We start from the raw sequence: 13,732 nt of genomic DNA on the forward strand, positions 1-13,732 counted from the left end.
TTTTTTATCGCGCCATGTTTAAATCACTCTTCGACGAAACCTTTCGTAAAAACGGTTGTCTATGAAAATAGACTATTAGAGCAGATTTTCCGTATTTTATCGGAAAGCATCTTTAAAGAGAACCGAAATGTTTCGACTCGTTTTTATACCTGTGATATTTGTTCTGCTTTTTGGTGGGCAATTTTTTGCGCAGGACCCCCAAAAGCTGGTGGCGCGGGCGAATGCTGTTTCCGGCATCGAAAAAATGCAACTCCTCAACCAGGCGGCTGCGACGTATTTAAATTCTTCTGCCGGTGCTTCACTGGGCCATAGTGCACAGGTATTGCAGATTGCGGAGGAGATGAAGTCCAAAAACCCGGGCGAAGACACACTTACCCAGATATATATTTGTGAAGTGGATGCAAACAACAACAGCGGACTTGCCCTTGAAAAGCTGGGAGATCCCCGGAAAGCTGTTCGCTACTATCGCCAGGCCCGCCGTATGGCCGAATGGGTGGATTATAAAGAAGCCGCAGAACTCGCAGAGGATCGTCTGGCTGCCAATGGAAAAGATGAAGGTTTTGAAGTAAAAGCCTCACGCTGGATCAAAAATCAGGCCTCCAAAGTAGATGGTTGGGTAAAAGAAGATTCTACCAGCAACAAGGTAAAAAATACCATAGAAGAAGTGGTTGTCGGGACTAATGAATCGTTGGGTAAAAATGCCGAAAAAAATGGCGATCCGGAAAAAGCTATTGAATTATATAAAAAGAACCTCAAATATTACGAATCTGCGGGAGATACTGCACAGCTACGGATTTCCTATCGGAATATCGCAAGGCTGTATGATTCGATGGGAAATAAGGAGGAAGCCGGAAAATATTTTGCACTTGCCGCCCAGAAATTTCCGCCCATGAGTCGCAATACTGCCCCAAAAGGAAAAGAAGACATGGTGCGCGTATATAAAGACTTTCGCGATATTTTTGCTGAATCAAGCCCGACAGGAGAGGTTTCTCCGGAAGAATTGCGCACCATCGAGGAAAAGGAGAATGCGCTGGGCAAGGCCGAACAACTTGCCCGTGACGGAAAATTTGAAGAATCATTCGACTACTTTAAAAAATATGCAGACCTCCAGGAAAAACTGCTGCGAATGGAAAAAGAGCGCGAACTGGAGGCGCAGGAGTTGAATTTTGTGCTGGAAGACCAATTGGGACAGATACAGCTTCTCCGGCAAGAGCAGGAAATTCAGGAGTATAATATCCGCGAGGCCGAATTGCGAACCCAGCGCAACCGCATCCTTGCATTGGGCTTTTTGGTTGCTGCAGCACTTCTCTCCATTCTGTTTTTCAATAAGCGGAAAGCGCATTCCCAGTTGACCCACACCTACAACGACCTCGAAAACACACACCGCCAGTTGCAAAATACGCAGACCCAACTGGTCGCCGCCGAAAAAATGGCTTCACTCGGCCAATTGACGGCAGGGGTTGCGCATGAAATCAATAATCCCGTCAACTTTATCAGCGGGAATATCGAACCGCTGAAAAACGATGTCAACGACCTGTTGAAAATACTGGCTGCCTACGAATCTGCCGTAAAAGATTCTAACCTTGAAAGCCGGTTTGCCCACGTGGAAAAACTCCGGCAGGAACTGGACATTGACTATGTAACCACCGAAATCCAGGATCTGGTGGCAGGCATTGACGAAGGTGCCAACCGCACGGCAGAGATCGTACGGGGCTTGCGCACATTTGCCCGTCTCGATGAGCAGGATCGGAAGACATTCAGTCTGGAGGAGAATATCAATTCTACCGTGTCGCTGCTTCATCACAAAATGGATAATATCCGTATCGTCAAAAACTTTGATTTCCTGCCAGAAATAGATGGATTTCCCGGCAAAATCAATCAGGTGCTGATGAATGTGCTCGACAATGCGATTCAGGCCATGCCCAACGGAGGCACCATTACCCTTACTACCCTCAAAAAAGGCCAAAACGTTGAAATCCGAATCAAAGACACAGGCACAGGCATTCCAAAGGAGATTCAAAACAGAATATTCGAGCCATTTTTTACAACTAAAGATGTCGGAGAGGGAACCGGGCTCGGGCTGTCTATCAGTCATGGCATTATCCAGCAGCACAACGGAAGCATCAATGTCGAAAGCCAGGAAGGGAAAGGAACCGAAGTCATTATCAGCCTGCCCACTGGAAACCTCGTTTCGCGGGAACAATTTGCCTGAAAAATCCTCATGAAAAGACAGATATATTAGAGAGAAATCTTGTATATTTGCCTCAAATACCAGCCACTCTAGCTCAGCTGGTAGAGCAGCTGATTCGTAATCAGCAGGTCGCCGGTTCGAGTCCGGTGGGTGGCTCCAAACCTATGTTTAAAGATTTAATTGACCTAACGAGAAAATGGCTTGCTGATGTGGGTTTTGGCTCCCTGACCAATGAAAGTGAGGAAGTTGATTCGCTGTTGGTGATTCTTGCCATTACGCTTCTTGGGAGTATATCTACTACTATATGGCGACTGGTGGTATGGGGTATCAGAAGACACCGCCAGCAGCGCCTCAAAAAAGACCTTCACCCCTATTTTCTTCAGTCAGACATCCGTAATGCTACCCAGTATTACGTACCCACCCATTTCCAAAGCAATACACCCAGTCATCACAACGAACTGATTCAGGCCAATAAGGTCACGGCCAGGCAGAAGCTGATTCCTTTTTTCCTGAACTTTGCCTTTAGTCCCAGTCATTCGGAGCAGCGATTTTACATGGTGCTTGCAGGGTCAGGAATGGGAAAAACTACCTTCCTGATCAATCTGTATATGAAGTATATCACGCAGTGGTTTGTGCGTGGCCCCCGTTTCAATATTCATCTTTTGCCGCTCGGCTATCCCAACGTGATCAAACGCATCGAGGGTATTAAAGATCAGGAAAATACGATCCTGCTGTTAGACGGATTGGATGAAGACCCGCGTGCCGTGAAAGATTACAAACAAAGACTGGGAAAAATTCTCTCCAAAGTTCAGGACTTTAGAGTGGTGGTGTTTACCTGCCGGACACAATTTTTCCCTTCTGAAGAAGAAGAGCCGAGAGAAACCGGTGTGGTAAAATTTGGCATCAGGCAAGGCTATCAGACTTTTGCCAAACTCTACCTTTCTCCATTTAGTGAAAGAGATATAGAAAAATATCTCAACAAAAAATATGGCTGGTTTGACTACAACAAAAAACAGAAAGCCAAAACCATTATCCGCCAATCTCCCAACCTGATGGTCAGGCCCATGATTCTTAGCTATATGGACGACCTCATACAGGATGGAAAAAAATATGAATATACGTCTCATCTGTATCAGGAACTGATAGGGAAATGGATTGACAGGGAAGCAGGAAGGGTACCCGAAGAGCGGAGAGTTAAATTTCGTGAAGAGTTGTATCGCTTCTCACGTGAAGTGGCACTTAATATTTACCGCAACCGGAAACACCGAAACGGGCTATTTATCGGAGAAAGCGACATAAAACAACTGGCTGAAAGGCACAGGATCGAGCTGGAGGAAATCGAAATGAAAAGCCGGTCGTTGCTCAACCGCAATGCCCTGGGCCAGTACAAATTTGCCCATAAGTCTATTCTCGAATATTTTCTCGCAGCAGAAGCTACTGAAGATGCCTCCTTTGCAGCCAGTATCAGCTATGAGGGAATGGACCAGGCGAGATCGTTTTTTGATGAAATCTGCCTTTCCCGCAATACACTTCCGCTTTTTCACCGAAGTAAAAACAAGGGCGAGTTTCGCATTGGTGACAGCGAAAATCGCGATCCGGCCTCCGTCATTCCGCAGGAACTAAAAAAAATCACTTCCCTCCGGTTTACCGAAATCCGCGAGCTGGACGCGCTCCGCCCGCTGAAAAGCCTTCGTACCCTTCACCTGGAAGATACGCAAATCAAAGATATCGCAGCGCTTCAGGCGATGAGTGAACTTGAAGAGCTATTTCTCCGCAATACACCCGTGGAAGACCTTCGGCCTATCCAGCAACTGACGAGTCTCCGCATGCTCAATCTCGACGATACCCGCGTCGCGGATATCAGCCCTTTGCAAGGTATGCAACGGATGAAGACACTGAGTTTTTCCAATACGTATGTGGAAGATATTAGTCCGCTTTACCACATGTATGATCTGGAAAAAGCCAATTTTCACCATACCAGGGTCAAGGATCTCAACCCTGTGCGCAAACTTCGAAATCTTCACACGCTCATATTCAATAATACCCAGGTTTCTGCGCTTAGTCCACTCCGCGAGCTCACAGAAATTCGTATTCTCTCCTGCGGCTATTCGAAAATAAATAATCTCAGTCCCCTGCGCACGATGACCCGTTTGCAGGACTTGAGCATTCATTTTACACAGATTCCTTCACTGAAACCATTAAAAGATCTTGCCGATATTCGCAGTATGAATTGTGATTCCAGCCCGGTGGAGGACTTTGAGGTGCTGGCTTCTTTTCCGATGTTACATTCCCTTTCTGCAAGGCGCACTTCGCTTTCTGACCTTTCTCCGCTGGCCGGCGCACCCATCGGGAAACTACATATCGACCAAACTCAGGTCGCCGACCTTGGGCCATTGAAAGATATGGTAAAGCTCCAGGAGCTTTCGCTTCTCAACACACCGGTAACGCAGTTAAAGCCACTTCACAATCTGCCACATCTTCATCACGTGGAAATTACCGGCAAAAATTTCCCGGCAGGAGAAATTCAGAAACTCCAGGCCGCACTACCTCAATGTAGTATTGTAGTAAAATAAACCGGAAGTATAAAGTAATTGGGATGCAGAGACTTTTTGAATGAAAAGGAGTAACCACGAAGAACACAAAGGCCTCATCTGCTAAGGCAGACGCACTAAGAGGCTTTTTCTTTGTGATCTTCGTGACTGCCTTTGTGTTCCTTGTGGTTTATATCCTTTGTCCCAATAAGTTTATAATTCCGTAAAGTAATTGGGAGAAAGTAATCTTTCCGAAGCGAAGCTGAAACTATCTGCATAGGCAGACTCATTCCAAATTAAAATATCAGGCCAGTGCCTGGTCCGAAATGATATAATTACCATTAAGTTTTTCGAGGTGGGGAGGGGTGCGATTTGCAAACCTTTTGACCCATTCAAAAACCGTGTAATGAATTTTGGGCGGAAGATCTGATGCTTCTCCGTCTGTAATCACGACCAGATCGCGGGGACTCAGTCCCAGCGGATAGTCCTCTTTCAGGCGGTCATAGATCATACCGGTGAAGTTGGGGCGGATTTTGGCAAGCTCCGTTTCTTTAAATCGCATCCCATTTTCTTTTGCGCGCTCGACCATATATTTGAGGGCAATGTCAGACATGCCATTGTCCGCATATCCGCCGCCCACATTGGAATGCACACCGGGAAACCATATTTCCTCCACATTTTCGGCATAGTTTACCAGCGTGGGACGGAAGGTATTCCGGTCTTCATGAAAAGCTACCAGATGGAAAACTTTGCCCACATTGGCAGGAATAGACAATTCTCTTCCCAGGTCGATTTGCTGAAAGGGAATACCTGCAATATTTACCGGAATCCCGAAGGAGGCAACCGTGTCATAAATTCCCATCATGGTAATTTCTATGGCAGAGCGCGCTCCTTCGGCTTTGTATTTTTTTTTCTTATCGGTGAAATGTATGGTTTGAGGAATCCCCTCTTCATTGATCTGGTTGGCGAAAAGCCGGGCAATGGCTGCGCCCCGGCTAAACCCAAATACAAAAATACGATCACCCGGACGGTAATTCTGAACAAGATCCACATATCCCTGATTGCGGATTTTATTAGCTCCTGCCCCGGTAGCACCGCCGACAATTTCGTCGAGTTTGCCACCCTGGGTACCTACCCCTGAATAATAAAAAGCCATTTGTTCGTTATCCTGAACAGCGGCATTGTAGGTTTTCAGGACATTGGTGATGTCAGAGCCTTTTTCAAATTTGTCAGAAGGATCATTCCATGTTCCGTCAAAACAGAATATCAGGTTGCGGGGCTTTTTTCCTGCCGCCAACTGATCCAGTTGCGTGTGGTGCGTATTTTTCATATGGGTAATCTTTCTGGTTAACAGGCTATTTTTCAGCAGGAGGGGGTGTCCTCCGAGGCATTTTTAGGCTGTCGGGCGGGTAATGTGCTTTCAGCGTATCCATGATGCCTTCTGCCCAGGTGATAAGTGTTTGTCGCTGGTCTTCGCTAAGTTTGGATCCAGGGTGAAGGCCCATCATGGTGTAGGATTCCAGCGGCATTTCCCCTTCTTTGATCATTTCAACCGTTTCTTCCAGCTTGTGATTTTGGAAAGCGATACGGCGGGAAGTAAATTCAGAGAAATTCAGGTGTCTTTTTCCGTCGTTGATATGGCTACTCAACCACCAGCCCAGAGGCTGAATATTGGAGTACCATGGGTAAACGGTGGTATTGCTATGGCAGTCGTTACAGGCCACCTTCAGCAAAGATGCGACTTCTTCCGGCACAGGATATTTGGTTGAGATATCGTGGGTACTTTCGCCAGAGATATTTTTTGCGGGACGGAAAAACTGGATAATCACAAATACAGCGACCAAACCCAGTAAAATTTTCTTTTTCATAAAATTCAACAAATTAATCTTTCGATTCCTCTCAAATGTAGAAAATGAGGAATTGGGTTCAAAGATTATTTGACAATTAATTTGGAAACATTATTCCACTGCATAACAAAGTATCAGTGGGCGTAATAATCTGGAAGGTAAGGCTAATATGTCTGTCTGCATCAATACTTCCCGCCCCCGAGACTCTTCCAAAAGGCATATACTGCTCATAGATATCCAGCACGGTTCCATTGAGAATATTGGCCACGACCTTGGCCGTGGTCGAATCTGTTGCCCGGTTGTTGAAATTGGCCATGGTGATCTGCCGTGGATTCGGGCCTTCTGTAATCATGAGGGTGTAGTTGATATTTTCCCCGTTACACGCTTCCGAACTGATAAAATTACCGGTAAACTTCTTTTCCCATTTGGTTTCGCAGAGGGCCCCTTCATAGCCGGGCTTACATTCACAAATAGCCGTCCCGTCATTTCCTGCAATACACGCCTGTGTTCCGGCTTCGCTGCAGGGCTTTTGGAGACAAGGATCCAGTTTAATGCTGCATGTAGGGCCAACATATCCCTCCGGACAATCACATTTCCCGTCGAGGCATGTACCTCCGTTGTCGCAGGTCAGTGTTTCGCAGGGATCTTCTTTACACCCGGCAGAAAATAAACTCATTCCCAGAATAATTGTCCACATGAAAAAACGAAAAGGTTGTCTATTTTTTTTAGTCAAAGTCATAATCGAATCTTTTTATCGTCACATAAGCAAAACTAAAGATTGTGGCAACCAAAGACCAGATAAAAATAATTGACCAATGACGTACCAGGAAGCCGTTCAAATAAAAAAACAGGCCATTCGGGGGCTGATAATCAACAATAAAGCAGGAGTTGTTACACAAGGAAAACATCGTTCGTAGATTTCGGGTGAACGATGTAGGGAAATTTTATTTTAGTATTTAATTATGTTGTATAAAACATGCAATTTCATTCACCAAACAACATAATGAGCAACAGAAAAAAACTTATATTAGTAGTGGACGATGATGAAAACATCCGGATGCTGCTGGAGTTTCTGTTGCGGAAATATTATAAAGTAGTGACAAGGGAAGATGGTTTGAGTGGAATGTCGTGGCTGGCTTCCGGCAATATGCCTGATCTGATTGTCGCAGACATCGATATGCCCCGGTTAAACGGATATCATTTTCTCAAAAATATTCGTGAGAGCGGTTTATTCGAAGATATTCCGGTGATTATGTTGTCAGGTTTTGAAAGTGAAGAGATAAAAGACAAGTGTTTTGAACAGGGAGCAACCGATTATTTAGTTAAACCATTTAACCCAGACACTATTTTTCAGACGATTGAAAAGGCGCTACAACTGGCCGAAAATCAACGCCAGGTATAGTATACATGAAAGCCACAAAAGATAACATACAATCCCGTGTGACTGATCTCCGGGCAAAAAAGGGAGAAATCCCCAAAGACAAAGCTTACGAGCTGATCATCGAACCCCGTCCAAAGGTTCCGATCAAAAAGCTATTGTATGTAGGGGAAAACAGCCGGCGAATATGTAAAAATATGATTGAGCTCGATTATCTCGGGCTTTCGCTGAGCACTTCATTTAAGGCTTACTGCTGGCTCGAAAAGATGAGTCTTTCTTATTCATGGTCGCTGAAACTGGGCCAGCCCTGTGATGATCTCCCCGATGCAGTCATTTGTGACCAGGATTTGCCCGATGGAGATGCATTTTCTCTTTTCGAACAGATCAGAAAAGACGAACACCTTCGGCTTCTCCCTTTTATCGTCATTTCTGATACTGCTGACCGGACAGCCAAACTCAAAGCGCTCAAAGCAGGCGTTGACGATTATTATTCGGTCAGTGTCAACCCTGAGCATGTACACAACCGTATCAGCTTTCTCAAAGAATTTAAGCGGGAGACAATCCGGTTGAATGAAGAGGCCAGGCCAATGCCTGAATTTCGGGTTCCGCTGTTGAAACGGCTGTTTGATATTGTGTTCTCATTCACACTATTGCTTTTGCTCAGTCCATTGCTGTTGCTGATTGCGCTGATTATCAAGCTGGAATCCAAAGGGCCGGTTTTGTATGTCGCGAAAAGAGCCGGAACCGGTTACCGGATATTTGATTTTTACAAATTCCGCTCTATGCGCACCGGCGCAGACAGGGAGCTGGAAAAGCTCATTCACCTCAATCAGTATACCGCTACGGTGGAAGAGTCTACTATGGTAGCCAAAGAGCTATGTATCGATTGTATTGTAAACGGTACAGCATGTACCTCCCAGACCATGGAGGCTGGTGTTAGCGTTTGTGAAAAACAGGCACTGTTAAAACACAACGGAAACAACGGTAAATCATTTGTCAAAATCGACAATGACCCGCGGATCACCACATTTGGTCGGTTTTTGAGAAATACCAGCCTGGACGAAATGCCTCAATTGATCAACGTACTGATTGGCGATATGTCGATTGTCGGCAACAGGCCATTGCCGCTATATGAAGCCGAACAACTCACCACAGACCTGTGGTCGAAGCGGTTTCTGGCGCCAGCCGGTATTACCGGACTATGGCAGGTAACCCAACGAGGAAGGGCCGAGATGTCGGAAGAACAGCGCAAGCAACTGGATGTCGCTTATGTTGACAATGCCAGCTTCCTGAGCGATATGAAAATTCTGATAATGACTATTCCTGCCATATTTCAACGGAAATCCGTATGATTTCTCAAATAATCAAATCTTTGTGAGATACCGATTTTAAAAACCGGTTAAAAATCAGTAGCTTTTCGTGTTTTCCCGGAATCACCGCTAATTTCAGGGGATCGGCAGGGATACAAGATGAGATTATTTAAGGGCTCATATTGGCTACAATCGGGTGTTTATACCTTTCTGGAGCGTTTTTCACTCCAGGTTTTCCGTTTTGGTAGTTTTTATTTTCTCGTAAGAGGAATGACAAAAGAACATTTCGGAATATGGACAATTTTCCTGATTCTTAGTGCCCTGATCGAAGTTACCCGTATGGGACTGATCCAGAATGGCCTGGTAAAATTTCTCACATCCACTGACAACCAGAAGATTAAAGGCCGTATTAATACGGCCTCATTAATGTTGAATATCTTCATTACGCTGATCAGCACGATCATTCTTTTTGTCATGGCTCAGCTACAGCATGTATTCTGGAATGTTACGCTGCTCGACGAACTGATCTACATCTATATTCTCACGACGATTGTGCTGATTCCTTTTTTCCAGTTTACATTCATTCTTCAGGCGAACTACGATTTCAGAGGGATTTTATACAGCAATGTTGTCAGACAGGGATTGTTTTTTTTCTATGTGCTATTTTGTTACCTGGATCCTGACTACCCTTTTCGGCTGTTGCATCTGGCGGCGTTTCAGGTGGTTTCCGCTTTTTTCGGGTCAATTGTTGCGTGGTTTACGGCACGTAAATACCTGATATTCTCTGCCCGTCTCGATATCCGATGGTTGAAATGGTTGTTTGGTTACGGCAAATTTGTTGTCGGTACCAACCTTGGTTCTATGTTTATCAAAAGTATCGATCAGCTGATGCTGGGGATTATGATGTCTCCTGTAGCAGTGGCTATTTACGGTACAGCAATCAAGGTTGCAAATCTTGTGGAGGTTCCCACGCAGTCTATCGCCGCAATTGTATTTCCTAAAAGTGCACAGAAAATCGAAAAGGAAGGAAAAGAATCAGTCAAGCAGCTGTATGAAAAATCAGTGGGGGTCATCCTTGCCCTGATTATACCGGGGGTAATTTTTGTCCTGCTGTTTCCCGAATGGATACTAAAAATCATCGCTGGGGATGAATATCTTGAAGCCGCACAATTACTTCAGGTGACTATGCTTTACGGATTATTTGTGCCTTTCGCCCGGCAGTTTGGAACTATGCTAGACGCGATGGGAAAACCGCATATCAATTTTTTCATCGTGATGATCAGCGCCGTACTGAATATAGTTTTTAACTATATTTTCATCAATTTCTGGGGAGTAATCGGAGCGGCCTATGCCACGCTCATTACCTATTTGATTGTATTTATCCTCAATCAGATTATCCTTTACCGGGAGATCAAAGTGCGGACCTTCCAGACATTTGTCTATGCAAAGGATGTATATCGCAACGGATTTATCCTTCTCCGGCAAAAACTCTTTAGTTGGAGTGGAAATAATTCCTGAATATGACTGAACTGCCGATAATCTGCCTGGCTTTGGCGCGTTGGGACGGGCTGTATTCCTCCACTGCCTTTTCCCTGGCGAAAGCGTTTGCCCGTTCCCAGCCAGTTTTTTATATCGACAACCCTTTTACCTGGAAAGATGTACTGACAGGTTTCAAAAGGGAGCAAATCCGCCGCAGAAAAAATGCGTTGTTGTATGGAAAGGATATTTATTTCCCACTTCCCGAACAGTCAACACATCTGACTATAGTTACGCCGCCCCCGGTATGGCCCATCAACTGGCTTCCACATGGGAAAGTCTATGATTTTTTTGCCAGGGTCAACAACCGAAAAATCATTCGCACACTTCGTCGCATTCTTAGGGAGAATCATATAAAAAAATACATTCTCCTCAACGTTTTTAATCCTTTTTCAGGGTTTGACATTCCCGAAGATATCCGCCCTGCGCTTTTTGCATATTATTGTGTGGATGCGATCGGCGAGTCGGTGTATGTACAAAAACACGGGCCTGCGCTGGAAAATCGTATGCTTCGCGAAGCCGATATTTGCCTTACCACTTCCACCGAACTGCAAAAAAGCTGTGCGGCAAAAACTGACAGACCGGTTTACCTTCTGCCCAATGGCGCAGACGTGAAATTGTTTCGACGGGCGGTAGAAGAAAAATTGCCCCGCCCAGTGGAGTTGGAGAGAGAAACGCGAAAAGTGATCATTTACACCGGAGCGATCGGGTTGCGGAACGATTTTGAACTGATGAAAAAAATAGCGGAAATTCATAGTGACAAACTGTTGCTGCTGGTAGGGCCGGTGACATCCACTTACGAAGAAGTCGGTTTGGGTAGAATGGAAAATGTGCGTTTTACCGGTTCCAAACCACTGGAAGCACTTCCGGCTTACCTGCAATATGCAGATTGTGCGATCATACCGTTTCGCTGCAATGCCCTGACACGAAGCATTTACCCTTTGAAGCTCCATGAATACCTGGCAGCGGGAAAGGCGGTGGTTTCTACCCCATTTTCCCCTGATATAGAAGCCTTTGGCGAGTATATCCGACTGGCCGGAGATCATGAGCAATTTGTGGCGGCGATAGGAGACGCCTTGAAGGACCATTCTCCGGAAGTTGTGAAGAAAAGGCAGGCGATTGCGTCGAAAAATGACTGGGCTTCGAGAGTGGAGGAGATGAGCGCGATTTTAAATCGCGGGCGAATCTCCTGACCATTTGCGAAAATCATTTACCCGCCCAAAAAGACAAATCACACCGTAATATTAACAACCGGGTACAAATGCTTTTTATTAAAGCCTGATTCTTAGTAACTAAGGGCAGTGATAATAGGTACAGGTATATGAAAGAAATGCAAAAAAAAGGGAGACAGTCGGTTCTGTCCAGACCAGAACAAATACATGAAAAAATTGTCCTGCTATTTTGCGTAGGCTTTTTTATTAAAATCGTCTTTCTGTAGATTTGAGTGATATATGAAACCTTCCCTTTTTCAGTTAGGACAAAAGTCTGGCGGCGCTGCTGTGTTCGCTATGGTAAGACAATGGCTGAAAGAGGAAATTACCCTCTACAAACTCGACTCCACGTTTGGTTATATTTTCTTATCCGTGCTGGCATGGATAGTTGCGCTGTTGATCGGCAGAAATGGTCTGGAATTTTCCGTTATGCTTTTTGCGGTCGTAGTGCTCGTTCCCATATTGCTGGGGGCGTTGTTTGACCTTCGGTTTGGTATTTCCGTGATGTTGATCACGGGTTTTTGCGTAATGGCTTTCCAGCGACTTTTGCCGGAAATCAATCTGGAAGCGTTTTTGGACAGCACGCTGGTTATTATGCTTTTTGGTTTGTTTATTAAGCAGTCCAGAGAGCGGGACTGGCGTTTTGCGTGGAACCCGGTGAGTGGTATGATTATCGTATGGATCGTTTACAGTGTTTTTGAACTGACAAATCCCTGGGCGCGTTCGAATGCTGCCTGGTACTTTGCGATGCGGAGCCAGACGGGTATAATGTTTTTGTTTTTTGTCGCGTTGTATGCCTTTCGCGATATGAAGTCCATCCGGTCATTTGTGATTTTGTGGATGATTTTTGCTGCGTTGGGAGGATTGTACGGCATCTATCAGGAGTTATATGGGTTGCAGGGCTTTGAATGGCGGTGGCTGATGGACGACTATAGCCGTTTTGAAGATTTTTCCACGCTGGGCAGAATCCGAAAATTTGCATTTTTTGCTGACCCGGGCAGTTTTGGGCTGATCATGGGGCTGAGTAGTTTGGTTTGTATGGGGCTTATTTTCGGTTCAGGAGTTCCTAAACGGAAAATTACCCTGCTCGCATTAGCCGCGATCATTATGTTGGTCGGGATGTTCACCTCTGGTACACGCACAGCCTTCGTGATTTTGCCGGCTGGGTTTGCGTTTCTCACCTTTCTGACACTGGACAAACGCCTGTTTATACTCGGAGGTGCCGGGCTGATAATAGTGGTTGTATTGGTCTTGATTCCCTCTCAAAGTTATAATCTCGTGCGTTTTCGAAGCACATTCCATCCGACAGAAACTACGTCATTTCAGACGCGGATGCAGAATCACGAATTTATTCAACCCTATATCCGCTCAAGGCCTATCGGTATTGGTATTGGCAGTACAGGTGTGTGGGGGCAAAAGTTTTCCCCTGACACGATGCTTTCTCAGTTTCCCCCCGATAGTGGCTACGTGCGTATTGCAGTGGAAACCGGCTGGATTGGGCTTTTTTTGTACCTGGGGCTGATCTTTACGATATTGGCTGTAGGAACCAAAAATTATTTCAGAATACAGGATCCTCATCTCAAACGGTATCAGGGAGTATTTTTGTCTGCAATCTTTGCGATTGCGCTGGCCAACTATCCGCAACAGGCGCTTACGCAACTTCCCACCAGTATAATTTTTTACCTTCTTTCAGCAGCAGTGGTCAAAATCCGCGATTTCGAGTAATTT

Annotated in this window: 10 protein-coding genes and 1 tRNA gene; 8 read left to right on the forward strand and 3 right to left on the reverse strand. The window is 45.3% G+C overall.

Annotated elements, in window-relative coordinates; genetic code table 11:
- Positions 1-127 precede the first annotated feature (127 nt).
- The 3 genes from R3D00_28615 to R3D00_28625 all read left to right on the forward strand — a co-directional run bounded on the left by R3D00_28615 (position 128) and on the right by R3D00_28625 (position 4,764).
- Positions 128-2,212 carry an ATP-binding protein gene (locus R3D00_28615; protein ID MEZ4777174.1) on the forward strand — a complete coding sequence of 695 codons (2,085 nt, stop codon included), beginning with the start codon at positions 128-130 and terminating at the stop codon, positions 2,210-2,212.
- 62 nt (positions 2,213-2,274) lie between these two features.
- Positions 2,275-2,350, forward strand: a tRNA-Thr gene (locus tag R3D00_28620).
- Between the two features lie 5 nt (positions 2,351-2,355).
- Entirely contained in the window at positions 2,356-4,764 is a 2,409-nt protein-coding gene (locus tag R3D00_28625) for a hypothetical protein (GenBank protein ID MEZ4777175.1), read from the forward strand.
- Positions 4,765-5,026: 262 nt separating this feature from the next.
- Here R3D00_28625 and R3D00_28630 read toward each other — a convergent pair whose 3' ends face one another.
- The 3 genes from R3D00_28630 to R3D00_28640 form a co-directional block, all read right to left on the reverse strand.
- Entirely contained in the window at positions 5,027-6,052 is a 1,026-nt protein-coding gene (locus R3D00_28630) for a DUF2235 domain-containing protein (protein MEZ4777176.1), read from the reverse strand.
- 25 nt (positions 6,053-6,077) lie between these two features.
- Entirely contained in the window at positions 6,078-6,590 is a 513-nt protein-coding gene (locus R3D00_28635; protein ID MEZ4777177.1) for a heme-binding domain-containing protein, read from the reverse strand.
- A 76-nt stretch (positions 6,591-6,666) separates the two neighbouring features.
- Complete coding sequence (locus R3D00_28640) at positions 6,667-7,245, reverse strand: calcium-binding EGF-like domain-containing protein (protein ID MEZ4777178.1); 579 nt, start codon at positions 7,243-7,245, stop codon at positions 6,667-6,669.
- Positions 7,246-7,572: 327 nt separating this feature from the next.
- Here R3D00_28640 and R3D00_28645 point away from each other — a divergent pair, with 327 nt between their 5' ends.
- From R3D00_28645 to R3D00_28665, 5 genes are all read left to right on the forward strand, one after another.
- Positions 7,573-7,971 (forward strand): response regulator, encoded by a 399-nt coding sequence (locus R3D00_28645; protein MEZ4777179.1) that lies wholly within the window; start codon positions 7,573-7,575, stop codon positions 7,969-7,971.
- A 5-nt stretch (positions 7,972-7,976) separates the two neighbouring features.
- Positions 7,977-9,299, forward strand: a complete 1,323-nt coding sequence (locus R3D00_28650; protein ID MEZ4777180.1) for a sugar transferase — start codon at positions 7,977-7,979, stop codon at positions 9,297-9,299.
- Positions 9,300-9,416: 117 nt separating this feature from the next.
- Positions 9,417-10,775 (forward strand): flippase, encoded by a 1,359-nt coding sequence (locus tag R3D00_28655; protein MEZ4777181.1) that lies wholly within the window; start codon positions 9,417-9,419, stop codon positions 10,773-10,775.
- A 2-nt stretch (positions 10,776-10,777) separates the two neighbouring features.
- Complete coding sequence (locus tag R3D00_28660; protein MEZ4777182.1) at positions 10,778-11,986, forward strand: glycosyltransferase; 1,209 nt, start codon at positions 10,778-10,780, stop codon at positions 11,984-11,986.
- Between the two features lie 258 nt (positions 11,987-12,244).
- Positions 12,245-13,729: an O-antigen ligase family protein gene (locus R3D00_28665; protein ID MEZ4777183.1), complete on the forward strand. Its 1,485-nt coding sequence runs from the start codon at positions 12,245-12,247 to the stop codon at positions 13,727-13,729.
- Positions 13,730-13,732: the final 3 nt, after the last annotated feature.

This window comes from Bacteroidia bacterium, assembly GCA_041391665.1.
Lineage (GTDB): Bacteria > Bacteroidota > Bacteroidia > J057 > J057 > JAGQVA01.